Annotated in this window: 24 protein-coding genes; 23 read left to right on the top strand and 1 reads right to left on the bottom strand. The window is 41.0% G+C overall.

Going from position 1 to position 25,835, the window contains the following annotated elements; translation table 11 throughout:
- Positions 1 to 49: 49 nt before the first annotated feature.
- The 18 genes from tsf (at position 50) to tilS (ending at position 21,119) form a co-directional block, all read left to right on the top strand.
- Positions 50 to 901, top strand: coding sequence for a translation elongation factor Ts (gene tsf, locus FVA72_RS16645; RefSeq protein ID WP_004908761.1), 852 nt, complete (start codon positions 50 to 52; stop codon positions 899 to 901).
- Between the two features lie 191 nt (positions 902 to 1,092).
- Positions 1,093 to 1,821 carry a UMP kinase gene (pyrH, locus tag FVA72_RS16640; protein WP_004257499.1) on the top strand — a complete coding sequence of 243 codons (729 nt, stop codon included), beginning with the start codon at positions 1,093 to 1,095 and terminating at the stop codon, positions 1,819 to 1,821.
- Between the two features lie 107 nt (positions 1,822 to 1,928).
- Entirely contained in the window at positions 1,929 to 2,486 is a 558-nt protein-coding gene (gene frr, locus FVA72_RS16635) for a ribosome recycling factor (protein WP_004257496.1), read from the top strand.
- Between the two features lie 147 nt (positions 2,487 to 2,633).
- Positions 2,634 to 3,827, top strand: a complete 1,194-nt coding sequence (gene ispC, locus FVA72_RS16630; RefSeq protein WP_110591289.1) for a 1-deoxy-D-xylulose-5-phosphate reductoisomerase — start codon at positions 2,634 to 2,636, stop codon at positions 3,825 to 3,827.
- Positions 3,828 to 4,013: 186 nt separating this feature from the next.
- A complete protein-coding gene (uppS, locus tag FVA72_RS16625; protein WP_004257489.1) occupies positions 4,014 to 4,769 on the top strand; it encodes a polyprenyl diphosphate synthase in 756 nt (251 codons plus the stop codon).
- A gap of 9 nt (positions 4,770 to 4,778) precedes the next feature.
- Positions 4,779 to 5,639 (top strand): phosphatidate cytidylyltransferase, encoded by an 861-nt coding sequence (gene cdsA / locus FVA72_RS16620; RefSeq protein ID WP_094961137.1) that lies wholly within the window; start codon positions 4,779 to 4,781, stop codon positions 5,637 to 5,639.
- An 8-nt stretch (positions 5,640 to 5,647) separates the two neighbouring features.
- Complete coding sequence (gene rseP / locus FVA72_RS16615) at positions 5,648 to 7,000, top strand: sigma E protease regulator RseP (protein ID WP_004257481.1); 1,353 nt, start codon at positions 5,648 to 5,650, stop codon at positions 6,998 to 7,000.
- Between the two features lie 42 nt (positions 7,001 to 7,042).
- Positions 7,043 to 9,457 carry an outer membrane protein assembly factor BamA gene (bamA, locus tag FVA72_RS16610; RefSeq protein ID WP_004257462.1) on the top strand — a complete coding sequence of 805 codons (2,415 nt, stop codon included), beginning with the start codon at positions 7,043 to 7,045 and terminating at the stop codon, positions 9,455 to 9,457.
- Positions 9,458 to 9,546: 89 nt separating this feature from the next.
- Positions 9,547 to 10,041: a molecular chaperone Skp gene (skp, locus tag FVA72_RS16605; protein ID WP_036957991.1), complete on the top strand. Its 495-nt coding sequence runs from the start codon at positions 9,547 to 9,549 to the stop codon at positions 10,039 to 10,041.
- 3 nt (positions 10,042 to 10,044) lie between these two features.
- Positions 10,045 to 11,082, top strand: coding sequence for a UDP-3-O-(3-hydroxymyristoyl)glucosamine N-acyltransferase (lpxD, locus tag FVA72_RS16600; protein WP_004257454.1), 1,038 nt, complete (start codon positions 10,045 to 10,047; stop codon positions 11,080 to 11,082).
- Positions 11,083 to 11,210: 128 nt separating this feature from the next.
- Positions 11,211 to 11,663, top strand: coding sequence for a 3-hydroxyacyl-ACP dehydratase FabZ (gene fabZ / locus FVA72_RS16595; protein ID WP_004257450.1), 453 nt, complete (start codon positions 11,211 to 11,213; stop codon positions 11,661 to 11,663).
- A 1-nt stretch (position 11,664) separates the two neighbouring features.
- Positions 11,665 to 12,462 (top strand): acyl-ACP--UDP-N-acetylglucosamine O-acyltransferase, encoded by a 798-nt coding sequence (gene lpxA, locus FVA72_RS16590; protein WP_004257444.1) that lies wholly within the window; start codon positions 11,665 to 11,667, stop codon positions 12,460 to 12,462.
- Between the two features lie 44 nt (positions 12,463 to 12,506).
- A complete protein-coding gene (lpxB, locus tag FVA72_RS16585) occupies positions 12,507 to 13,658 on the top strand; it encodes a lipid-A-disaccharide synthase (RefSeq protein WP_004257441.1) in 1,152 nt (383 codons plus the stop codon).
- Positions 13,658 to 14,251 (top strand): ribonuclease HII, encoded by a 594-nt coding sequence (gene rnhB / locus FVA72_RS16580; RefSeq protein ID WP_004257437.1) that lies wholly within the window; start codon positions 13,658 to 13,660, stop codon positions 14,249 to 14,251. Before lpxB ends, rnhB begins: the two co-directional genes overlap by 1 nt.
- Positions 14,252 to 14,262: 11 nt before the next feature.
- On the top strand, positions 14,263 to 17,745 hold the full coding sequence (gene dnaE, locus FVA72_RS16575; protein ID WP_036957990.1) for a DNA polymerase III subunit alpha: 3,483 nt from the start codon (positions 14,263 to 14,265) through the stop codon (positions 17,743 to 17,745).
- Positions 17,746 to 17,757: 12 nt separating this feature from the next.
- Complete coding sequence (gene accA / locus FVA72_RS16570) at positions 17,758 to 18,717, top strand: acetyl-CoA carboxylase carboxyl transferase subunit alpha (protein WP_004257429.1); 960 nt, start codon at positions 17,758 to 17,760, stop codon at positions 18,715 to 18,717.
- Positions 18,718 to 18,865: 148 nt separating this feature from the next.
- Positions 18,866 to 19,753, top strand: coding sequence for a DMT family transporter (locus FVA72_RS16565; RefSeq protein ID WP_094961142.1), 888 nt, complete (start codon positions 18,866 to 18,868; stop codon positions 19,751 to 19,753).
- A 13-nt stretch (positions 19,754 to 19,766) separates the two neighbouring features.
- The gene (gene tilS, locus FVA72_RS16560; RefSeq protein WP_110591290.1) at positions 19,767 to 21,119 is read left to right on the top strand and encodes a tRNA lysidine(34) synthetase TilS; all 1,353 of its coding nucleotides are present in this window, start codon (positions 19,767 to 19,769) and stop codon (positions 21,117 to 21,119) included.
- A gap of 63 nt (positions 21,120 to 21,182) precedes the next feature.
- Here the strand turns inward: tilS and rof are convergent, their stop codons facing one another.
- Complete coding sequence (rof, locus tag FVA72_RS16555) at positions 21,183 to 21,446, bottom strand: Rho-binding antiterminator (protein ID WP_004257417.1); 264 nt, start codon at positions 21,444 to 21,446, stop codon at positions 21,183 to 21,185.
- A gap of 271 nt (positions 21,447 to 21,717) precedes the next feature.
- On the opposite strand from rof, the gene FVA72_RS16550 reads away from it, so the two are divergent.
- The 5 genes from FVA72_RS16550 to chbR all read left to right on the top strand — a co-directional run bounded on the left by FVA72_RS16550 (position 21,718) and on the right by chbR (position 25,809).
- Positions 21,718 to 22,374 (top strand): copper resistance protein NlpE N-terminal domain-containing protein, encoded by a 657-nt coding sequence (locus FVA72_RS16550; RefSeq protein ID WP_004257413.1) that lies wholly within the window; start codon positions 21,718 to 21,720, stop codon positions 22,372 to 22,374.
- 372 nt (positions 22,375 to 22,746) lie between these two features.
- On the top strand, positions 22,747 to 23,067 hold the full coding sequence (locus FVA72_RS16545) for a PTS sugar transporter subunit IIB (protein ID WP_094961145.1): 321 nt from the start codon (positions 22,747 to 22,749) through the stop codon (positions 23,065 to 23,067).
- Between the two features lie 114 nt (positions 23,068 to 23,181).
- Positions 23,182 to 24,540, top strand: a complete 1,359-nt coding sequence (gene chbC / locus FVA72_RS16540; RefSeq protein WP_036957985.1) for a PTS N,N'-diacetylchitobiose transporter subunit IIC — start codon at positions 23,182 to 23,184, stop codon at positions 24,538 to 24,540.
- A 44-nt stretch (positions 24,541 to 24,584) separates the two neighbouring features.
- Positions 24,585 to 24,932 (top strand): PTS N,N'-diacetylchitobiose transporter subunit IIA, encoded by a 348-nt coding sequence (gene chbA / locus FVA72_RS16535; RefSeq protein WP_110591291.1) that lies wholly within the window; start codon positions 24,585 to 24,587, stop codon positions 24,930 to 24,932.
- 10 nt (positions 24,933 to 24,942) lie between these two features.
- Positions 24,943 to 25,809 (top strand): transcriptional regulator ChbR, encoded by an 867-nt coding sequence (chbR, locus tag FVA72_RS16530; RefSeq protein WP_094961147.1) that lies wholly within the window; start codon positions 24,943 to 24,945, stop codon positions 25,807 to 25,809.
- Positions 25,810 to 25,835: the final 26 nt, after the last annotated feature.

Genomic DNA, 25,835 nt, shown 5'->3' with positions numbered 1-25,835 from the left:
CTATCCACGTGGGGAAGACTCCCACGGGGAATATCGAGGAATAAATCACATGTCTGGAATTACCGCTGCATTGGTAAAAGAACTGCGCGAACGTACTGGCGCAGGTATGATGGAATGTAAAAAAGCACTCGTTGAAGCTAATGGCGACATCGAATTAGCGATTGATAACATGCGTAAATCAGGTCAAGCAAAAGCGGCTAAAAAAGCAGGTCGCGTTGCAGCTGAAGGTGTTATCCTGACTGAAGTTTTCAACGGTGGTAAAACAGGTGCTCTGGTTGAGCTGAACTGTGAAACTGACTTCGTTGCTAAAGACGCAGGCTTCTTAGCATTCGGTAAAGAAGTTTTGGCTTCTGTTGTTGCTGACAAAAATGCTGACATCGATGCGCTGAAAGCAAAATTCGAAGAAGCTCGTACAACATTAGTTGCGAAAATTGGTGAAAACATCAATATTCGTCGCGTTGCTATTCTGGAAGGCGCACAAGTAGGTAGCTACCTGCACGGTGCTCGTATTGGTGTTTTAGTTGCGGCTGAAGGCGCTGACGAAGAATTACTGAAACACATCGCTATGCATATCGCTGCAAGCAAACCTGAATATGTGACTCCAGATGATGTTCCTGCTGATGTTGTTGCTCATGAGCACCAAATCCAGTTAGACATCGCAATGCAATCTGGCAAACCACGCGAAATCGCTGAAAAAATGGTTATCGGTCGCATGAACAAATTCACTGGCGAAATCTCTCTGACTGGCCAGCCTTTCGTAATGGACCCAAGCAAATCTGTTGGTGACTTACTGAAAGAGAAAGGTGCTACTGTTTCTGGTTTCCTTCGTTTCGAAGTAGGTGAAGGTATCGAGAAAGTTGAAACTGACTTTGCAGCAGAAGTTGCTGCAATGAGCAAGTAATCAACTAAGGGCCGCCAATTGGCGGCTCTGTTTTATATACGTATATTCCCTGCGGTGTTAGCGTCATAGGCATTGCGCTAGAATTCTTGTGTATAAAAAAATTATATTTAAACTAATTCAAAATTTAGGTACGTAGAACACTGTAATTCTACGTGTGTTACCCCAATAAATATCTGTTAGGACAGAACACCATGGCAACCAATGCAAAACCCGTTTATCAGCGTATTCTGCTTAAATTAAGTGGCGAAGCCTTGCAAGGGGCAGAAGGTTTTGGTATCGATGCTAGCGTTTTAGATCGTATGGCTCAGGAAATTAAAGAACTCATAGAACTGGGTATACAGGTCGGTGTGGTTATTGGCGGTGGTAACCTGTTTCGTGGTGCTGGTTTGGCACAAGCTGGAATGAACCGTGTTGTCGGAGACCACATGGGGATGCTAGCAACTGTGATGAACGGACTCGCAATGCGTGATGCATTACATCGCGCCTATGTGAATGCAAGACTGATGTCTGCGATCCCACTTAACGGTGTCTGTGATAACTATAGCTGGGCAGAGGCCATTAGCTTGTTACGTCACGGCCGTGTTGTTATTTTTTCTGCAGGAACAGGCAACCCATTCTTTACAACAGACTCCGCTGCATGCCTACGTGGTATTGAAATTGAAGCGGATGTCGTGTTAAAAGCGACAAAAGTTGATGGTGTGTATTCAGCAGACCCTGCTAAAGACCCAGACGCAGTCCTTTATGAAAATCTGAGTTACCAAGAGGTTTTGGAACGTGAACTTAAAGTGATGGATTTAGCGGCATTCACATTAGCACGTGACCATAACTTACCGATTCGCGTATTCAATATGAATAAACCGGGCGCTTTACGTCGCGTTGTTATGGGCGAAAATGAAGGAACTCTGATTTCTCACAATTAATACTCAGAGACATGACCTGAGTTTAAATGTATTATCTAATATAAATTCAGACAATTTAAGCGAGGTCGCATGCGGCCTTTAATAACCAGTTCTTAAGGGTTGAAAACGTGATTAACGAAATCCAAAAAGATGCTCAAGACCGTATGGAAAAGAGCCTTGAAGCATTCAAAAGCCAAATTAGTAAAGTTCGCACAGGCCGTGCATCTCCAAGCCTATTAGACGGTATCACTGTTGAATACTATGGTTCAGCGACACCTTTGCGCCAATTAGCTAACGTCACTGTTGAAGATTCACGCACATTAGCTATTTCTGTTTTTGACCGTAGCATGTCACCTGCGATTGAAAAAGCAATCATGGCATCTGATTTAGGCTTAAACCCATCATCAGCGGGTACTGTTATCCGTGTTCCACTTCCTCCATTAACGGAAGAGCGTCGTAAAGACTTAATTAAAGTGGTTCGTGGTGATGCAGAGCAAGGCCGTATCGCAGTCCGTAACGTTCGCCGTGATGCTAACGACAAAGTGAAAGCATTACTGAAAGATAAAGAAATCAGTGAAGATGACGAGCGTCGTTCACAAGATGATATCCAAAAGCTGACTGATAGCTACATCAAAAAAGTTGATGAAGCATTAGCGCAAAAAGAAGCAGAGTTGATGGAATTTTAATCCATCATAATAATAAAGCCACCAATGCAAACTGTAAAAGTGTGCGTTAGCGTGGCTTTATTATTTTTCAAGCTTATTAAAAAATCCTTTCTAACCTCTAAGCTGATATAATCTCAGTATTGAATTAATACAGAGTACTCAATCACTATGAAATGTCTGACAATCCTAGGTTCTACAGGCTCAATTGGTACAAATACACTTTCTGTTGTTCGCCAAAATCCCGAAAAATTTCAAATCGTTGCTCTAGTGGCAGGAAAGAATGTCACTGAAATGGCGAAACAGTGCCTTGAGTTTAATCCGAAATATGCCTCAATGGCGGATGAATCGTCAGCAAAAGCGCTAAAAACTATTTTGACTGAGAATAATTGTAAAACTGAAGTTTTGTCAGGAAAACAAGCTGCAATTGACCTTGCTGGTCTGGATGATGCTGACCAAGTTATGTCAGCCATTACTGGGGTTGCCGGTTTACTTCCTACTTTAGCGGCAATACGCAAAGGTAAAAGAATATTATTAGCGAATAAAGAGTCTTTAATTACTAGTGGCCGTTTATTCTTTAATGAGATTCGCAAGCACAATGCAACAGTATTTCCTATTGATAGCGAGCACAATGCTATCTTCCAGAGTTTACCTGAAATTATTCAACTGAATTTAGGTTTTGCCGATTTATCAGCTTCCGGTATCTCAAGTATTGTTTTAACCGGATCTGGTGGGCCATTTAGGGATATACCGTTATCGCATCTTGATAATGTGACCCCTGATGAAGCATGTAACCACCCAAATTGGTCGATGGGGCGAAAAATATCAGTCGATTCAGCGACAATGATGAATAAGGGGCTAGAATATATCGAGGCTTGCTATTTTTTTAATGCGAGCGCCGAGCAAATGGAAGTGATTATCCATCCTCAATCTGTTATTCATTCCATGGTTCGGTATAAAGATGGCAGCGTGATAGCACAACTGGGCACACCTGATATGCGCACTCCAATTTCATACAGTATGGCTTATCCTCAGCGTATCATGTCTGGTGCGAAACCTCTTGATTTTGCAACACTTTCATCATTAACATTTGTTCAGCCTGACTATCAACGCTATCCTTGCTTGAAGCTCGCAATCGATGCCTGCCACCAAGGGCAAGCCGCTACGACGGCACTTAATGGTGCGAATGAAATGACAGTTGCTGCTTTTCTCGAAGGCAAAATACGCTTTACGGATATAGCAAAAATTAATCGCAATGTATTAGATAGCCAAGTTTTTTCTGAACCTGTTTCGATTGAAGAGGTCTTAGAAATCGACGAACGAGCGCGTAAAAATGCAGAAAAAATAATCGCTCAGACAATTTAACGCTGGTATGTGTTTTATTTAGTTGCTGATAGCCATAATAACTCTTTAATATGTGATGTGTTTAAAAAAAGAAAAATAACATAGTACCTCTTAGAGATTTAAGGATGTGTCTTATCAGCAAATTCAATAATAGTAGTTATTATTGGTCTGTATACTCAAAGTGGTACTCACAAGGATTAATATTTAATGAACTCTAGTGGTGAAAATCTCTCTGATTCAATGATGCCTAAGCATGTTGCTATCATTATGGATGGTAATGGCCGATGGGCTAAACAAAGAGGGAAGCTCAGAATTACAGGTCATAAGGCAGGCGTTGAATCTGTCCGTAATTCTGTGCGCTTTGCGGTAAAAAATAAGATTAGTTCGCTCACATTGTATGCTTTTAGCAGTGAAAACTGGAGAAGGCCAGAGAAAGAAGTCAGTTCTCTCATGGAGCTATTTGTTTTTGCTCTTGATAATGAAGTTAAGAACCTACATAAAAACAATGTAAAACTAAAAGTCATTGGTGATATTAGCCGTTTTAGTGAACGCCTCAGAAAAAGAATTGATAAGGCAGAAGCATTAACGCAAAACAACACTGGGCTAAAACTGAATATTGCAGCGAACTATGGTGGCCGCTGGGATATTAGTAACAGTGTAAAACAAGTATTTGCAAAGGTACAAAGTGGTGAGCTTTCTATTGATGATATCAATGAAGAAAGTATCGATAACCATATTTGTATGCATGACCAAGAAAATGTCGATTTAGTCATAAGAACTGGGGGGGAGCATCGCATAAGCAACTTCCTATTATGGCAAGTCGCATATGCGGAATTTTATTTCACCAACGTTTTGTGGCCAGATTTTGATGAAATGGTGTTTCAGAGTGCAGTTGATGCTTTTAGTAAGCGTGAGCGCCGTTATGGTGGAGCTGAATCAGATGATGAACTGGGCAAAGAATAGGGGAAAGATGTGCTGAAATATCGTTTGCTTACTGCGATAATTTTAATACCGATTGTTATTGCGGCGCTGTTTTTACTTTCCCCAGCGAATTTTGGGCTTGTCGTGATTGCGGTTTGTGCTTTAGGTGCTTGGGAATGGGCACAATTTGTCGGCTGGCACTCTCAAGCTAAGCGCATAGGCTTAGCGGTTGTTTTTGCTGCAATATTACTTGCAATGCAATTTTCTATTTCCGATATAAATCAGTTCTCCTCTGAGCCTATGATTTTGTATGGTTTATGGGCTGGCCTTATTTGGTGGGGGATAGCGATTATTTTAGTTGTTACCTATCCCGCCTCCGCTTCTTGGGGCAAATCAGTTGTTATTCGCTTATTATTTGGCGTGTTAACGATTATCCCATTTTATTGTGGAATGATGGTTTTAAGAACCGTTGGTTATCAAAGTGATACATTCTTTGGAGCTTGGTGGTTATTGTATGTCATGTTGCTAGTTTGGGGGGCTGATTCAGGCGCCTATGCATTTGGTCGTACTATCGGGCGCAACAAAATGGCACCGAAGGTATCTCCTGGTAAAACATGGGAAGGCTTGGTGGGTGGCCTTATAACTGCTGGGATTATTTCATGGTTATTTAGCGCCTTTGCGCCAATCCCCGTGATGCCTGATTATTTGCTAGTGACTTCAATTATTGTTGTTGTAGTATCTGTGTTTGGAGATTTAACTGAGAGTATGTTTAAGCGCCAATCAGGTATTAAAGATAGTAGCCACTTAATTCCAGGGCATGGCGGTATCTTGGATCGTATTGATAGCCTAACAGCAGCAATCCCAGTTTTTGCTGGGCTAAATTTGTTAATTTTTAACGGTTTTGGTCTTTAGGAAGATACATGGGATTTATTTGGAGTTTAGTTGCCTTTATTATCGCAATAGGTGTGCTAATTACAGTACACGAGTTCGGCCATTACTGGGTTGCTCGCCGCTGTGGTGTTTATGTTGAGCGCTTTTCTATAGGGTTCGGCAAAACCTTATGGCGCAAAGTCGATAAGAATGGTACCGAATTTGTTTTGGCGATAATCCCGTTAGGGGGTTATGTCAAAATGCTTGATGAGCGAGTTGGTAGCGTTTCTCCTGAACGTCGCCATCAAGCGTTTAACAATAAAACTGTCGGTCAACGAGCTGCCATTATTGGTGCAGGGCCAATCGCGAACTTTTTATTAGCAATTGTTGTCTATTGGATAGTCTTTATGATTGGTGTTCCTTCTGTGAAACCTGTCATTGAAGACGTAAAGCCAGGCTCTATTGCGGCAATTGCAAATTTTGAACCAAAAATGGAACTAAAATCTATTGATGGCATCGAAACTCCTGATTGGAATTCAGTTCGTTTAGCATTGGTCGGTAAAATCGGTGACCGTGAACTGACAGCGCAAGTATTACCCAGTGGTTATAATGAACCGATTACTAAAACGGTTGATTTAACCACTTGGCAGTTTGATCCAGAGAAACAAGATCCGATTTTGTCGGTAGGTATAATGCCTGTCTCTGCAAGAATTGACCCTGTTATCCAAAAAGTAACGCAAGGGTTAGCTGGTGAACGGGCAGGTTTGCAGAAAGGCGACAGAATAGTGAGTGTTAACGGGGAAGTTCTGGGCCTGTGGGATCCCGTTACACGAATTATTCGTAATAACCCGGGCGTCCCGTTAAAACTTGAAGTGCAACGGTCGCAGCAATTGATTTCACTCACGTTGACCCCTGATAGCCAAGATGGGCCGCGTGGGGAGAAAATTGGGTTTGCAGGCGTAGAACTTTCAGTGTTACCGTTAGCAGATGAATATAAGATGGTGCAACAATATGGGCCATTTTCTGCGTTTTACCAAGCCAGTGATAAGACGTGGCAGTTAATGAAGTTGACGGTCAATATGATGGGTAAACTGGTTGTTGGGGATGTCAAACTCAATAACTTAAGCGGTCCGATATCTATCGCTAAAGGTGCGGGGGTATCCGCCGAGTCAGGCTTGGTATATTATTTGATGTTTATTGCGCTTATTAGCGTCAATTTAGGTATCATCAATCTGTTTCCATTGCCTGTTTTAGATGGGGGGCACTTGCTCTTCTTATTAATTGAAAAAATTAAAGGAAGTCCGGTGTCTGAGCGAGTACAAGACTTTAGTTTTCGGATAGGTGCAATGGCATTGATTCTGTTAATGGGACTTGCACTTTTTAATGATTTCTCTCGCTTCTAATTTTTGTAAGCTGGGGACCAGTAAGGAATACGCATAACAACGATGGCGATGAAAAAGTTGCTCATAGCGTCGCTGCTTTTCGGCAGCGCCACTGCATACGGTTCAGACGGATTCGTAGTTAAAGACATTCGTTTCGAAGGTCTACAACGCGTCGCCGTTGGTGCAGCATTATTGAACATGCCAGTTAGGGTTGGCGATTCAGTTGATAACGATGATATCAGCCGTTCGATTCGTTCCCTATTTTCAACCGGTAACTTCGAAGATGTTAGGGTCCTGCGTGATGGAAACACGCTGATCGTTCAAGTTAAAGAGCGGCCAACGATTGCAAGTATCACCTTTACAGGCAATAAGTCTGTTAAAGATGATATGCTCAAGCAGAACTTGGAAGCTTCAAATATCCGCGTTGGTGAGGCACTCGACCGCACGACAATTGCAAATATCGAAAAAGGTTTAGAAGACTTTTACTATAGCGTTGGTAAATATAATGCAACAGTAAAAGCTGTTGTAACGCCTTTGCCACGTAACCGTGTGGATTTAAAATTTGTTTTCTCTGAAGGTGTTTCAGCTCAAATTCAGCAAATTAATATTGTAGGTAATAAAAATTACACTACAGCAGAATTAGTTAATAAGCTGCAATTGCGTGATGATGTTCCTTGGTGGAACCTTGCTGCTGACCAGAAATATCAGAAGCAAAAACTGGCGGGTGACTTAGAAACTCTGCGCAGTTTTTATCTTGATCGTGGTTATGCGCGTTTTAATATAGACTCCACGCAAGTCAGTCTGACCCCAGACAAAAAAGGCATTTATATTACTATTAACATTACTGAAGGCGACCAATATAAAATATCGGGTGTCGAAGTTAATGGTAATACGGCGGATCATTTAACTGAAATCCAAGAGCTTATCACTATTACACCGGGAGAATTATATAACGGTGCTCAAGTGACAAGTATGGAAAACAAAATCAAAGATATGTTTGGCCGCTATGGTTATGCATATCCTCGAGTAATGACACAACCTGAAATCAACGATGCAGATAAAACAGTTAAATTGCACTTAAACATTGATGCAGGTAACCGTTTCTATGTGCGTGAGATTCGTTTCCAAGGCAATGACACCAGTAAAGATACTGTTTTACGTCGTGAAATGCGCCAAATGGAAGGTGCATGGCTCGGAAATGATTTAGTTGAACTAGGTAAAGAACGTCTGAATCGTACAGGTTATTTCGAAACTGTTGATGTAGAGACTCAACGTGTACCTGGTAGCCCTGACCAAGTAGATGTTATCTACAAGGTTAAAGAGCGTAATACTGGTTCAATGAACTTTGGTATCGGTTTTGGTACTGAAAGTGGTGTGAGCTTCCAAGTTGGGGTTACACAAGATAACTGGTTAGGTACAGGTAACGCAGTTGGTATTAACGCAAGTAAAAATGACTACTCAACTAACGTTGAATTCTCATTTACTGACCCGTACTTCACCGTTAATGGTGTGAGCTTAGGCGGCCGTATTTTCTATAACGACTTTAGTGCGAAAGATGCGGATCTATCAGGCTATAACAACAAAACGTATGGCCTAGACAGTTTCTTAAGCTTCCCATTTAATGAAAATAACTCTTTCCGCGTCGGTGCGGGTTATGTTCATAACCGACTTTCGGATATGCGTGCTCAAGCTGCCATGTGGGATTACCTTGATTCTATGGGTAAAAATCCACCAGTTACAGAGAACGGACGTAATAAAGAAAGCTTTGATGCGGATGACTTCACACTTAACTTAGGTTGGACTTATAACTCGTTAAACCGTGGTTTCTTCCCGACATCGGGTAATAAAACGAACGTATCGGGTAAAGTGACAATTCCTGGTTCTGATAACGAATACTATAAACTACGCTTTGATACAGCGCAGTATTATCCACTGGACGAAGACGAAACTTGGGTAGTTCTGGGGCGTGCACAAGCAGGTTATGGTGATGGTATTGGCAGTAAGCAAATGCCATTCTATGAAAACTTCTATGCGGGTGGTTCAAGCACCATTCGTGGTTTCCGCTCGAATAATATCGGTCCAAAAGCGGTTTATTTGAAGAAAATTAATGGAAAAGATGGCCCAGAGCCTGGAAGCCCATCAAGTGATGCGGTCGGTGGTAATGCGATGTACGCGGCATCATTTGAGTTAATCACTCCGACTCCATTTATTGACGAGAAGTATTCGAACTCCGTTCGTACCTCTCTCTTTGTTGATGCAGGTACGGTATGGGACACTAATTGGAACAGTATTCCTGCGGCTTGGCGCGAAGGTATGCCTGACTATGGTAAGGCAAGCAATATCCGAGCTTCTGCGGGTGTGGCTTTACAATGGATGTCTCCACTTGGACCACTGGTCTTCTCTTATGCGCAGCCGATTAAGGACTACGAAGGGGATAAATCAGAACAGTTCCAATTTAATATTGGTAGAACGTGGTAATCTATTCCAGTTTCTATCTATGAAGGCTCCCATTTTTTTGTGGGAGCAACCAAAATTTCCAGCCATACGTATGGGTTAAGGAGTTTAGTGTGAAAAAATTGTTGTGTGCAGCGGGTGTGAGTATTGCTTTAGCAATGTCTGCGGGGGCTTATGCTGAGAAAATCGCTATCGTCAATGTTGGTGAAATTTTCCAAAATATGCCAGCGCGTGAAGCCGTTGCTAAACAGCTTGAAAGTGAATTCAAAAGTCGTGCGACTGAGTTACAAAATCTAGAAAAAGATTTGCAAACTCGTGTTGAAAAATTGCGTCGTGATGGTGCAACAATGAAACAAAGTGAGCGCGAAAAGCTTGAATCTGAACTCATGACTAAACGTGATCAATTCGCTGAAAAAGCTCAAAAATTTGAAGAAGACAACCGCCGTCGCCAAGGCGAAGAGCGTACTAAAATTTTAACTCGTATTCAGAACTCTATTAAGGCTGTTGCAGCTAAAGAAGGCTATGATGTCGTTATCGATGCAAATGCAGTTGCTTATGCAAAAGATAGCGTTGACATTACAAGTCAGGTTCAAAAACAGGTTAAATAATAGATGTCTTCAATTCGATTGGCTGACCTTGCTCAGCAGTTGAATGCGCAATTACACGGTGATGGTGATATTACCATCACCGGTATTGCTCCAATGCATTCAGCGAATAATCAACAGATTACTTTTCTATCTGACAGCCGTTATAGTGACAAATTGGCAGATTGCCAAGCTGCAGCGGTGGTTCTCACAGCAAAAGATCTTGAAGCATGCAAAGTGGCTGCGCTGGTAGTGGATAACCCATACCTTGCTTATGCACGCATGGCTCAAATTATGGATACAACGCCAAGCCCAGCTGAAGATATCCATGCATCAGCGGTAATTGCTGATGATGCAAAACTTGGTAAGAATGTCGCAATTGGCGCAAATGCCGTTATCGAAAGTGGTGTTGAGCTTGGCGATAATGTGGTGATTGGCGCAGGTTGTTTTGTGGGCAAAAATACGCGTATTGGTACAGGAACCCGTTTGTGGGCGAATGTCAGCGTATACCACAATGTTGAGATTGGTGAACACTGTTTAGTTCAATCTGGCACAGTCATTGGCTCTGATGGTTTCGGCTATGCGAATGATCGTGGTAATTGGATCAAAATTCCTCAATTAGGCACAGTGATCATCGGCGATCGTGTTGAGATCGGTGCGAGTACAACCATTGACCGAGGTGCTTTAGATAACACAGTAATTGGCAATGGGGTTATTATCGATAACCAGTGCCAAATTGCACACAATGTCATAATTGGTGATAATACCGCAGTTGCTGGTGGTGTTATCATGGCTGGTAGTTTAAAAATCGGCCGTTACTGTATGATTGGTGGTGCCAGTGTCATCAACGGCCATATGGAAATTTGCGATAAGGTCACAGTAACAGGAATGGGGATGGTCATGAGACCTATCACTGAACCAGGAGTATATTCTTCAGGGATTCCTTTACAGCCTAATAAAACTTGGCGTAAAACAGCTGCTTTAGTCTTAAATATCAATGAGATAAATAAGCGACTGAAACATGTTGAGCGTGAATTAGATAGCCAAAATCAAAAAAAACAGTAATCATTTTGTAATTCAGGCTAAAATAGTTATCTGAGTTACGTTTTCCGGCCTGCCAGTTAACCTAATTTAAGGTTAAAGCAGGCCGATTCATTAATTAAACCGTATTAATAGACAGGAAGAGTATTTCGATGAGTGATAATCATACTCTGAATATAGAAGAAATCTTAGAACTGCTTCCGCACCGTTACCCATTCCTTCTGGTTGACCGTGTATTGGATTTTGAAAAAGGCAAATCATTACGTGCAGTGAAAAATGTGTCATTTAACGAGCCATTTTTCCAAGGACACTTCCCTAGTAAACCTATTTTCCCTGGTGTATTGATTTTAGAAGCCATGGCGCAAGCGACAGGAATTCTTGCGTTTAAAAGCGTTGGAAAATTAGAGCCGGGTGAGTTGTACTATTTTGCAGCGATAGACAATGCGCGTTTTAAACGTCCCGTTCTACCAGGAGACCAAATGGTCTTAGAAGTAGAATTTATCAAAGAACGTCGCGGAGTTGCACGTTTTAAAGGTGTTGCTAAAGTTGATGGAGAAGTGGCCTGCGAAGCAGAAATGATGTGCGCCCGTCGTCGTGAGGTCTGATATGATTGATAAAACAGCCTATATTCATCCATCCTCTATCGTAGAAGATGGAGCTATCATCGGTGCCAATGTTCATATTGGCCCTTTTTGTTATATTGGCGCGAATGTTGAAATTGGTGAAGGCACTGAACTGAAATCTCATGTTGTCGTTAATGGCCATACAAAAATTGGTCGTGACAATGTGATTTTCCAGTTCGCTTCCATTGGTGAGATTAATCAAGATCTTAAATACCAAGGCGAACCAACGCGAGTTGAAATCGGGGACAGAAACCGTATTCGTGAAAGCGTAACCATTCACCGTGGTACTGTTCAAGATGTTGGCCTGACAAAAGTGGGCAATGATAACTTACTGATGGTGAATGTGCATATTGCTCATGATTGTATCATTGGAAACCGTTGTATTATTGCAAATAACGGTACTCTAGGTGGTCATGTAACACTTGGTGATTATGCCATTATTGGTGGGATGACCGCAGTTCACCAGTTTTGTAAAATTGGTGCTCATGTTATGGTTGGTGGCTGCTCTGGTGTTGCACAAGATGTGCCGCCTTATGTCATTGCACAAGGTAACCACGCGACACCATTTGGTTTAAATCTTGAAGGTCTAAAACGCCGTGGTTTTGAAAAAGAATCACTACATGCTATTCGTAATGCATACAAGGTGTTATATCGTTCAGGTAAATCGTTAGAAGAAGCTCGTGAAGAAATCGCAGAAGCGGCAAAAGCGAATGAACACGTTAAAGTGTTTAGTGATTTCTTAGAGGATTCAGCGCAGTCTAAACGTGGTATTATTCGTTAATCTAGTATTAATGAATCGAGGCCTTTAATAAGGAGCGAATTTCGGTGAATAATAGCCGCCCACTTACTATTGGCCTTGTTGCCGGAGAAACATCTGGTGATATTCTCGGTGCGGGGCTTATCCGTGCACTTAAAGAGCAAATACCAGATGCTCGCTTTGTTGGTGTTGCTGGTCCTTTAATGCAAGCCGAAGGTTGTGAAGCTTGGTATGAAATGGAAGAGCTTGCCGTCATGGGTATCGTTGAAGTCCTCGGCCGCCTACCTCGGTTATTATCCATCCGTAAGGATCTAACCCAGCGTTTTACCGAATTACAGCCAGATGTTTTTGTTGGAATTGATGCCCCTGATTTTAATATTACCCTTGAGGGGCGCTTAAAATCGAAAGGGATTAAAACCATTCATTATGTTAGCCCATCAGTTTGGGCATGGCGTCAAAAACGGGTATTTAAAATCGGTCGTTCAACGGATTTAGTATTAGCTTTCTTACCTTTTGAAAAAGCCTTTTACGATCGTTTTAATGTTCCTTGCCGTTTTATCGGGCACACAATGGCGGATGCCATTCCATTACACCCTGATAAACAAGCCGCTCGACATCGGCTGAATATTCCTGAGCATGTTAAATGTTTAGCCTTACTGCCAGGAAGTCGTCATTCCGAAGTCGAAATGCTAAGCGCAGATTTTCTTAATACAGCGAAAATATTACAGCGTAATATCCCGGATTTACATATTGTGGTGCCGTTGGTGAATGAAAAACGCCGCCAGCAGTTTGATGAGATAAAGCAAAATACTACGCCTGAACTGCAAATTCATACTTTAGATGGCCAAGCTCGTGATGCAATGATTGCAGCAGATGCGACTTTATTAGCATCAGGAACGGCAGCACTTGAATGTATGCTAACAAAATGCCCAATGGTGGTGGGGTATCGTATGAAACCTTTCACCTTCTGGTTGGCAAAACGGTTAGTGAAAACGCCGTATGTTTCTTTGCCTAATTTGTTAGCAGGAAAAGAGATTGTCAAAGAGTTACTACAAGAGGATTGCCAGCCTGATAAACTTGCACAGCAGTTGCTTCCACTCCTAGAGGGTGGCGAGCGGGTTGAAAACCTGAAAGAAACTTTTTTACAATTACATCAGCTTATTCGTTGTGACGCAGATAAACAAGCTGCTGAAGCTGTATTAGATATGGTCAAAAATTAATGGAATTTATCTATCCAAAAGCAAATTTAATCGCGGGTGTTGACGAAGTGGGTCGAGGCCCATTAGTCGGAGCTGTAGTGACAGCAGCGGTGATTCTTGATCCCAATAACCCTATTATAGGGTTGGCAGACTCAAAAAAACTCACCGAAAAAAAACGTGAGAAATTATTTGATGAAATTCAAGAAAAAGCATTGTGTTGGTGTATTGGTCGCGCAGAACCAGAAGAAATTGATAATATAAATATATTACATGCAACTATGTTAGCTATGCAGCGCGCTGTTGCCGGTTTATCCATTATTCCTGAGTATGTTTTAATTGATGGTAACCGTTGTCCTGAATTGCCAATGCCTTCACAAGCAGTAATTAAGGGCGACAGCCTAGTACAAGAAATTAGCGCAGCATCCATTTTAGCTAAAGTGATTAGGGATAGGGAAATGGTTGAGTTGGACAAAGCTTTTCCTGAATATGGTTTTGCGAAGCATAAAGGCTACCCAACCGCGTATCATTTAGAAAAATTGGCGCAGTATGGTGCAACCGAATTCCATCGTAAAAGCTTTGCTCCTGTGAGAAGAGCTTTAGACAGCAATAAGTAGGTATTAGGTCGATGGCATCACCTCGTTTTATTCATTTACGTGTTCATAGTGACTATTCCATGATTGATGGGCTAGCCAAAACAGGGCCACTGGTTAAAAAAGTGGCTTCAATGGGTATGCCTGCATTCGCGATCACCGATTTTACTAACCTTTGCGGGTTAGTCCGGTTTTATGGTGCAGCGCATGGTGCAGGGATCAAACCCATTATTGGCGCTGATTTTTATGTGGAAAGTGAATTATTAGGTGATGAAATATCTCACCTAACTGTTTTAGCACGTAATAATGAAGGCTATCAAAACCTTACCTTACTAATTTCTGAAGCATATCAAAAGGGCTATGGTGCGGTTGGGCCAACGATAAAACGAGAATGGCTGGCCAAGCACAAAGACGGCTTGATTCTGCTGTCCGGTGGCCGTAAAGGGGATGTCGGGCAATTTCTATTAAGGGGAAACCAATCCTTAGTGGATGAGTGCCTTGCATTCTATGAAACTCATTTCCCAGATAGCTACTATTTAGAGTTAGTCAGAACAGGCCGGCCTGATGAAGAAAGTTATCTACATGCGGCTGTCGAGTTAGCGACTAAAAAAGGCCTACCTGTCGTTGCAACGAATGATGTTTGTTTTATTGAAAGTAGTGATTTTGACGCTCATGAAATACGTGTTGCTATCCATGATGGTTTTACATTAGCAGATCCCAAAAGGCCTAAAAATTATAGCCCTCAGCAATATTTACGTTCCGAAGAAGAGATGTGTGAGCTGTTTGCTGACATCCCTGAAGCGCTAGAAAACAGTGTAGAGATTGCTAAGCGTTGTAATGTGACGATCCGTTTAGGTGAATACTTCTTACCTCAATTCCCAACAGGGGATATGAAAACAGAAGACTTTTTAGTCATGCGCTCTAAAGAGGGGCTCGAAGAGCGTTTAGAATTTCTGTTTCCTGATGAAAAAATCAGGGCAGAAAGGCGTCCTGAGTATGATGAGCGTTTAGATATCGAACTCAACGTAATCAACCAAATGGGTTTCCCTGGCTACTTCTTGATAGTTATGGAGTTTATCCAATGGTCGAAGGATAACGGCGTACCCGTTGGGCCTGGACGAGGTTCGGGGGCAGGTTCCCTTGTTGCCTACGCACTCAAAATTACTGACCTTGACCCGTTGGAGTTCGATTTACTATTTGAGCGTTTCTTGAACCCTGAGCGTGTTTCGATGCCTGACTTTGACGTCGATTTCTGCATGGAAAAACGCGACCAAGTCATTGATCACGTAGCCCAAATGTATGGGCGTGATGCCGTTTCACAAATCATTACCTTTGGTACGATGGCGGCAAAAGCGGTTATCCGCGACGTGGGGCGTGTACTTGGGCACCCATATGGCTTTGTTGATAGAATTTCTAAATTAGTGCCGCCAGATCCCGGTATGACACTAGAAAAAGCATTCGAAGCAGAGCCACAGCTCCCTGAAATTTATGAAGCTGATGAAGAGGTTAAAGCGCTTATCGATATGGCGCGTAAGCTCGAAGGGGTCACTCGAAATGCCGGTAAACATGCGGGTGGGGTGGTTATCGCTCCAACTAAAATTACTGACTTTGCGCCACTGTATTGTGATGCGGAAGGTAATAACCCCGTCACGCAATTCGATAAAAACGATGTCGAATATGCAGGGCTAGTGAAGTTTGACTTCCTCGGCTTACGGACGTTGACGATCATTAACTGGGCGTTGGAAATGATCAACGCGCGTCGTGCTAAGAAAAACTTAGAGCCGGTTGATATTGCGGCGATTCCGCTGCACGATCAAAAAAGCTTTGATATGCTGCAGCGCTCAGAAACCACGGCAGTATTCCAGTTGGAATCCCGTGGAATGAAGGACTTAATTAAGCGATTACGTCCCGACTGCTTTGAGGATATGATCGCTCTGGTAGCATTATTCCGCCCCGGGCCATTACAATCAGGCATGGTAGATAACTTTATTGACCGTAAGCATGGTCGTGAAGAAATTTCGTATCCAGATGTACAATGGCAACATGAATCATTAAAACCTGTTCTAGAGCCCACATATGGTATTATTTTATACCAAGAACAGGTTATGCAAATTGCTCAGGTTTTAGCCGGTTACACGCTTGGCGGTGCAGATATGCTGCGTCGTGCGATGGGGAAAAAGAAACCTGAAGAAATGGCGAAGCAGCGTTCTGTTTTTGAAGAAGGAGCAATCAAAAACGGGGTAGATGGCGAGTTATCAATGAAAATCTTTGACTTGGTAGAGAAATTTGCCGGTTATGGGTTTAATAAATCGCACTCAGCAGCTTATGCTTTAGTTTCTTATCAAACATTATGGTTAAAAGCTCACTATCCCGCTGAATTTATGGCTGCTGTAATGACCGCTGATATGGACAACACGGAAAAAGTGGTCGGTTTAGTTGATGAATGTTGGCGAATGGGCTTAAAAGTATTGCCACCAGATATCAATAGTGGGCTTTATCACTTCCATGTGAATGATGAAGGTGAGATAGTTTACGGTATCGGTGCAATTAAAGGGGTCGGTGAAGGCCCGATTGAGGCGATTGTTGAAGCGCGTCAACAAGGCGGGATATTTAAAGAGATTTTTGACCTTTGTGCGCGAGTTGATATTAAAAAAATTAATCGTCGTGTGATGGAAAAGCTTATCATGGCAGGGGCATTTGACCGATTAGGCCCTCACCGTGCGGCATTGATGTCTTCCCTTGAAGATGCATTAAAAGCGGCTGACCAACACGCTAAAGCAGAGGCAATAGGCCAAGCAGATATGTTTGGTGTATTAGCGGAAGCACCTGAACAAGTTGAAAGTTCATACGCCAGTGTGCCTAAATGGCCAGAGCAGGTGGTATTGGATGGTGAACGCGAAACGCTTGGTTTATATTTAACAGGGCATCCAATAACGCGATACTTGAGCGAAATAGAGCGCTATACTAATGGGCTTAGATTAAAAGATGTGAACCCCACCCCTCGTGGTCAAGTGACAACTGTGGTAGGTTTAGTACTTTCAGCTAAAGTCATTACAACCAAGCGTGGAAATAGAATAGGTATTTGTACGCTTGATGATCGTTCCGGTCGTCTGGATATTATGTTATTTTCAGATGCACTCGATAAATACCAACATATGTTGGAAAAAGACAATATCCTGATAGCCACCGGTCAGGTCAGCTTTGATGATTTCAATGGTGGTAATAAAATGACAGTGCGTGAGTTAATGGATATTAGTGAAGCAAGGGAGAAATATGCACGAGGACTTGCAATTTCACTGTCAGATAAACAAATTAACGATCAATTGCTGAACCGGCTTCGCAGTACTCTTGAACCTCATCGTTCAGGAACGATCCCGGTTCATCTGTATTACCAGAAGGATGATGCCAGAGCCAAGCTTAAATTTGGTGTTGTTTGGCGTGTGACGCCAGTGGATCCCCTTCTGAACGATCTTCGAACTCTGCTGGGTAGTGAGCAGGTAGAATTAGAATTTGACTAAAATAGGAATATTATGAGTCTGGATTTTCTTGATTTTGAACAGCCAATCGCGGAATTAGAGGCGAAAATTGATTCTCTAACAGCGGTTAGCCGTCAAGATAACAACTTAGAAGTCAACCTAGATGAAGAGGTTGCTCGTTTACGTGAAAAAAGTGTTGAACTGACACGTAAAATTTTCTCTGATCTAGGAGCTTGGCAAATCGCTAAACTCGCTCGTCATCCACGTCGTCCATATACATTGGATTATATTTCTCGCATTTTTACTGATTTCCAAGAATTAGCAGGTGATCGTGCTTATGCAGATGATAAAGCCATTGTGGGTGGAATGGCGCGTTTAGATGGTCGCCCAGTTATGATTATTGGGCATCAGAAAGGGCGTGAGACAAAAGAAAAAATCCGTCGTAATTTTGGTATGCCAGCCCCAGAAGGTTACCGTAAGGCATTGCGTCTGATGGAACTGGCTGAGCGTTTTAACTTGCCTATTATTACCTTTATTGATACTCCTGGGGCTTATCCGGGCGTTGGTGCTGAAGAGCGTGGTCAGTCAGAGGCTATCGCACGTAATTTACGTGAAATGTCACGTTTATCTGTCCCAGTCATTTGTACTGTTATTGGTGAAGGTGGCTCTGGCGGTGCTCTTGCCATCGGTGTTGGTGATAAAGTCAATATGCTGCAATACAGTACTTATTCTGTTATTTCACCAGAAGGCTGTGCTTCCATTCTATGGAAAAGTGCAGATAAAGCACCACTAGCGGCAGAGGCGATGGGGATTACTGCTCCACGTCTTAAAGAACTGAAATTAATTGATAATGTTATTCCTGAGCCATTAGGCGGTGCACATCGTAATTATGATGAAATTGCGGAACAGCTAAAAGCACGCCTGAATGAGGACTTAAACGAATTAGATGCATTAGATGCCGAAGCGTTGAAAAACCGCCGCTATCAGCGTCTGATGGACTATGGTTATTGCTAATTATTAACCGCTAATCGTTAATAAAAACGGGAGTTTGCTTTTTGCCAGCTCCCGTTTTTTTATTTTTAAGCTAGTCATTTTTAATGATAACAGAGTGTTTTGATTTAAATTATTCATCTGCTGAAAATAATAATAGATAGGAATTAGGGTGCGACAATATAATTATTTGCTGTATGCTTTTACTTGCGTATTGATATGGAGTTTTATTCCTATTGTCTCTCGTTTTGGGCAAGAAGGTATGGATAGCTTCCAATTCCTTTTTTGGTCAAACTTAATTTCAGCGATATCTGTAATTATTGTTGCACTTGCTTCTGGGTATCGGCTGACAAAACTGTTTATCTTGCCAAGAGATGTACTAATCAAAGTCTTTGTTCTTGGTTTTCTTGATTGTTTATTCTACTTGTTACTGTATTACGGATATTCCATTGAAAATGGTATCGCCGTATTGGTCATTCAATATAGCTGGCCATTAGTTATTATCTTGTTATCAGTAGTATTGCTAAAAGATAAATTAGCTGGAAGACAAATAATTGGCATCATAGTTGGTTTTATTGCGGTGATTATTACTTTTACTAAAGGGCAAATTACACAGCTACATGTTGAAAACCCAACAGCGTTATTACTGGTTTTTAGTGGTGCATTTTGCTTTGCACTAATGTCAGTTTTTTCTCGCCAATATTCGATAGACCCCTATATTAGTACTGTGTGGTTATTTATTTTTTCAACGCTAACTTCTTTTGCCTTACTGATACTATTTAGTGAAATGCAGTTACCTTCAAAAGCAGCTTTTTGGCCAACACTGGTTAATGGCATTTTAATCAATGGGGTGTCTTATATTTTGTGGTTTAAGGCGATGAATACAGGTCATTCAGCGAAAATAGCTTCTGTGGTATTTTTATCTCCCGTATTATCGGTACTCTGGTTAGTGTTAATCTTAAATGATGTTTTTGAAATTGCGTATGCAATTGGGGTATTACTGGTAATTATTTCTGGTGTTCTGTGTGTTGGCGCAAAAAGCCAAAGTCAGAAGTCGTAAGAAGGGCGAATAAATGGCGCAGCATTCGCAAGTAATTGTTGAACAAGTTCTTAATAAAATAAGTGGTATTCAAAAAATTCTAGTGGGATTCAGTGGTGGTATTGACTCTACAGTTTTATTACATGCACTTTATCTTATTCGGCAACAACGGCTTCCTTCACTAGAAATTCGTGCTATTCATATTCATCATGGCTTGAATAGAAAAGCAAACGAATGGGAGCAGCATTGTGCTCAATTATGTTCACAATGGGACATTCCTTTTATTTGCCGACATGTCGTGGTTGATTCAAGCCAAAAAGGTATTGAAGCAGCAGCACGAGAAGCTCGTTATCAGGCTTACCGAGAAGAATTACAAGAAGGCGAGGTATTAGTTACGGCTCAACATCTTGATGACCAAGCAGAAACTTTCATGTTAGCGTTAAAGCGTGGTAGTGGGCCAGCAGGGTTGTCTTCAATGCCTGAATTATTGAGTTTTTCAGCGTGTTGCGGTTCAACATGGCTATTACGCCCATTACTTTCAACACCCCGTATAGCGCTAGAAGCTTATATGCAAGAACAACAATTGTCGTGGGTTGAGGACGATAGTAACCAAGATGACCGTTATGATAGAAATTTTTTACGTCTTCATATTATGCCGACTTTGTCTGAGCGCTGGCCACATTTTTCTCATGCTGTCGCGCGCAGTGCCGCGTTATGTGCTGAGCAAGAATCATTACTCGATGAGTTATTAAAAGAGACCCTTGAAGGTATGATGGATTACCGAGGGGGCCTATTTATAGATGATTTGCAAGGGTGTTCATCTTCCAAACGTAATGCTTTAATTCGTCGTTGGGTTGGTTTGCACCAATTACCAATGCCGCCATTTAACCAATTGGAACGTATTTGGCAAGAAGTCGCGTTAGCTCGGCAAGACGCTGACCCTATTTGCCGCTTAGGGCAATTTGAAATTCGTCGTTATCAAGGCGCATTGTGGGTTGTTAAGCGCATTAATAGTCTATTAAATAAACAGTTTGAATGGGCTTTTCCTGAGGCTATTGAGTTACCTGAATCCTTAGGAATATTACAAGTTATGGAAGGAGAGGGGCAGATACGGCCACCACTTTCGCATGAAAATGTGACAGTCCGTTTTGGGCTGCAAGGCACATTGAAAATAGTAGGACGCCATCGTTCCAGAAGCAGTAAGAAGATCTGGCAAGAATTAGGCGTAGCTCCATGGATGAGAGAAAGAGTGCCATTAATTTATTATAACGACCAGCTCATTACCGCAGTAGGGTGCTTTATTACCCCTGAGGGGTTGGTTGATGAAGCGTCTCTGGGCATTGCCATCGATTGGCAAAAAGAGGGTGAATTTAAGGTATTAAATTAATGAGAAGCCCCTTATGACTGTGATTACCATAAGGGGCTATAGAAGGACTCAAAATCGTGAGTATTAGTGAGAGTGGTCGACAACAATTGTGCCGATTTCAGGATGACTGAAGGAAATTATGCAATCCAATCTTAACTCCTTGGTTCCATCATGTGTCTCAACAATCAGGTACTCAACTTTTTTTCGTAGGAGTAAATCACTGGCCTTCCCCTCAATATTCACGCCGTCATTAAGTATTATTTGCAACTTTAGCTGACGTTGGCATGCGATTTCTAGATATTCGTAATCATCACAATTGATAGGTTGATATTCAGTATCTGTAGACATATTCCCTCACCACTGTGTTAGTGGCGGTTATTGCCGCCTTGAACATGTTGTACTAAGCAAAAATGTGCTTAGTACGATAATAGCACAGTAACTTTAATAACTATAATCACAGCGCAGGGAAAAAGACAATTCTTATTCACTAAATCAATACACAACGTATTTTATCAGTAATGTCCGAATTTTCTTATGTTTGACATATTTTTATTAGATGAAATGCTATGATGTTTATATTGGTTAACAAGTTAAAACACATGGTTTTAAGGGAATTATAATGAAAAAATCACTAATGTTAGTCTTAATGGCGGTTGGAAGTATTACGTTAGCTGGCTGCCAGAGTGCGACAAAAAATATTGATGTAGCACCAGTCGATAAAGTCTATACAGGGGTTTTACCTTGCGCGGATTGCTCTGGTATTGAGGCAACATTGTTAGTTAACCAAGATGGTAGTTATGTTGAACAGCTCGTTTACTTAGGAACGAAAGATGGTGATACAGCTTTCCATGATACAGGTAAATGGGATATAGAAAATAATAAACTACGAGCAACTAATCCTAAAGGTGAAAGTACTTATTTTGCCCAATCAGCAGATGGTCAATCAGTGACCTTGCTGGATTTAGACGGTAACCCGATTGAAACACAGATGAATTATACGTTAGACCAAGTTAAGCCAAGTAAAAAAGTGGGGCAGTACCGCTATATGGCTGATGCAGCTGTTTTCAAAGAGTGCGATAGTGGTCGCCAATACGCTGTTTCTGGTGTTGAATTAGAAAAAGCGTATGGAGAAACTGGGGTAGATGGTGGTACACCTGTCTATGCTGAAATTGAAGGTTATTATACCATTCGTCCTTCAATGGAAGATGGCCAGTTTGATTCCGCATTAGTCCCAACAGGTGCAATTAAGTTCGACAAATCTGCTTCTTGCAACTAATTCGTACTTTTTTCTTTCTTAAGAAGACCCACTTCAACTGAAGTGGGTCTTTTTCTTTTTGGGCTATAAATTACCAATTAAAACGCCGTATTACCCATCTTTAATTTTTTTCTTATCATTATTTGATATCAATATAACTTTTTTATTGACGCAAAATATTTATATAAATGTGAGGATTGTCATGGCTGTTGGTCAATGGGAGACAATTGTTGGTTAGTTTGAATTATCGAAAATGCTGGGAAGGCAGTATACTCAATTCAACTAGAGATAATTAATTGCTTTAGTGTGTAGGGTTGGGTTAGATGATAAGTCTATAAGAAAACTTATAAGTTATAGCGGTAATAAAAAATAGAACGAATCAAAGGATAAGGAATGAATAAGAAAAATATTTATCTATTTTGTTCTGCAGGAATGTCTACCTCACTGCTAGTTAACAAAATGAGACAGCAAGCAGAAAAATACGATGTACCTGTCAATATAGAGGCCTTTCCTGAAAGCTTAGCTTCAGAAAAAGGTGTAGATGCGGATGTGATATTACTCGGCCCGCAAATTGCTTGGATGTTATCGGATATCCAAAAATTATTACCTAACAAGCCAGTTGAAGTTATTGATTCACTTTTGTACGGAAAAGTGGATGGGCTCGGTGTACTAAAAGCTGCCGTTGCAATTATAAAAAAACAAACTGCAAGCTAATACCAAAAAGCTATTTACAACCTCTACAACATAATAACTCCATCAACATTAACGTTATTAACATAACGTAATTAGTTAAGAATGGAGCATACTCAAAAAATTGAGGGTATTTTTATGAGTCTTTTTATCACTTCGCTTGAAAAGGTACTCCTTCCATTCGCTGTTAGATTGGGAAAGCAACCTCATGTTAATGCAATAAAGAATGGTTTTATTCGAATTATGCCTCTGACCTTAGTTGGGGCAATGTTTGTGTTAATTAATAATGTTTTTCTGAGTTTTGATACAGGGTCATTTTTCTATTCTTTGGGGGTTAGACTAGAGCCTTCAACGATAGAAACACTAAATGGTTTTAAAGCCATTGGTGGAAACGTTTATAACGGGACATTGGGAATTATGTCCTTAATGGCACCTTTTTTTATTGCGATGGCACTGGCGGAAGAACGTAAGGTTGATCCACTTGCTGCTGGTTTGTTAGCTGTTGCTTCTTTTATGACAGTCACACCATATGACGTCAATGGTGCTTATGCCGTTGGTGCTAATTGGCTCGGTGGGGCTAATATCATTTCAGGGATCATTCTAGGGTTAGTCGTTGCTGAAATGTTCACTTTTATTGTTCGCCGTAATTGGGTGATTAGATTACCAGATAGCGTACCACCATCCGTATCTCGTTCATTCTCTGCACTTATTCCTGGTTTTATCATCTTATCAATTATGGGAATTGTGTCGTGGGCGCTAAGCGGTATTAGTAGTAATTTCCATCAAATCATTATGGACACAGTATCCACACCACTTGCTTCTATGGGGAATGTTGTTGGCTGGGCATATGTTGTATTTACCTCTCTATTATGGTTCTTTGGTATCCATGGTTCTCTCGCATTAACCGCATTAGACAGCGGTATAATGACACCGTGGGCATTAGAAAACGTGTCTTTATATGCAGAGTATGGTTCAGTTGATGCTGCGATTGCTGCGGGTAAATCCTTCCATATGTGGGCAAAACCGATGCTTGACTCCTATGTATTCTTAGGTGGAACGGGCGCTACATTAGGATTAATTATCGCTATTTTTATCGCATCACGTCGTGCCGACCATCGTCAGGTTGCGAAATTAGCATTACCGGCAGGTATTTTCCAAATTAATGAGCCGATTATTTTTGGTCTACCGATCATTATGAACCCGGTTATGTTTATTCCATTTATTCTTATTCAGCCTTTATTGGCAGGAATAATGGTCGCGGCTTATTATTTAGGGATTATCCCACCAGTGACGAATATCGCACCATGGACAATGCCGACGGGGCTTGCTGCATTCTTTAATACTAATGGTAGTATCGCTGCCTTACTACTTGCATTATTTAACCTTGGTGTGGCTGTACTCGTTTATCTTCCGTTTGTTGTGATTTCTAATAAAGCACAAAACACAATCGATGAAGAAGAGAGTGAAGAAGATATTGCTAACGCACTTAAGTTTTAAAATAAGGGGGAGCTTACTCCTCCCATCAAAATAGAGATAAAAGTATGTTTGAACTTAATGATATCCAAGAAGATGCGGCTATGGATGAACTTGAAGAAGTTGTCATGGGGCTGATTATTAATGCAGGGCAAGCAAGAAGCTTGGCTTATACCGCATTAAAAAAGGCGAAAGAAGGTGATTTTGTGACGGCAAAAAGTTTAATGGCACAATCGCACTCTTCGCTGAATGAGGCGCATAAAGTGCAAACTCAATTGATTGAAAGTGATATGGGTGAAGGACGAATCAAAGTTAGCTTAGTTCTGGTTCATGCACAAGATCATTTAATGAATGCCATGTTAGCCCGTGAATTAATTACAGAGTTAATTGAGTTACATGAAAAATTAAACCATTAGAGAGGGAGCCATGATGCAGGCACTGATGAATAGAACCGACACTAATGCTGAAATTAAACTCGTTCAAGAAAGTGAACTTTTTAATAATAAAACCTTTCATGTCTTTATTTATAATAAAGTTGAGAGTGCAAGTGGACTGCATCAACATGATTATTATGAATATATGATTGTTCTAACGGGGCGTTGTTATCAAATAATTAATGGGAAAAAAGTTTTATTAGAGCGGGGAGATTTTATTTTTCTCCCAATAGGGTCGCATCATGAAAGCTCTTATGATTTTGGGCCTACACGGATACTCAATGTTGGAATTAGTAAATCATTTTTTGATAAACATTATTTACCACTATTACCAAGTTATTTTGTTGCATCGCAAGGCTATCAATTAAAAAATGAATTTATGGCTTATATAGAGTCCGTGATTGCATCATTAAATTTTCGTGATAGTGAATTTAATGAATTTATTGAGTTGGTTACATTTAATGTCGTAAATCGATTACGCCATTATCGTGAAAAAAGTATGCGAGATGATGCCCCTCAATGGCTAAAAAATACATTGGAAGAAATGCATGATATCGCTATGTTTAGTGAAAGTGCTCTACAAAATATGATTTCGATAACGGGAAAATCACAAGAGTACTTAACTCGGGCAACAAAACGCTATTATGGCAAAACGCCAATGCAGATTATTAATGATATCAGAATTAATTTTGCTAAAAAGCAACTCGAAATAACTAATTATTCAATTACGGATATTGCTTTTGAATCCGGTTATAGCAGTCCAAGTTTATTTGTTAAAAAATTTAAAGAGCTAACTTCATTAACACCAAGTGATTACAGAAAAAATCTATTTAGTGTTGAACAAAAAATGGTAGGTTAAATTATTACCTAAATAATCTTCCCATT

It is taken from the genome of Providencia sp. PROV061 (assembly GCF_011045655.1).
Classification (GTDB): Bacteria; Pseudomonadota; Gammaproteobacteria; order Enterobacterales; family Enterobacteriaceae; genus Providencia; species Providencia hangzhouensis.
Note: the sequence above shows the minus strand (reverse complement) of the source record. Positions and strands in the feature narration are given on the sequence as shown.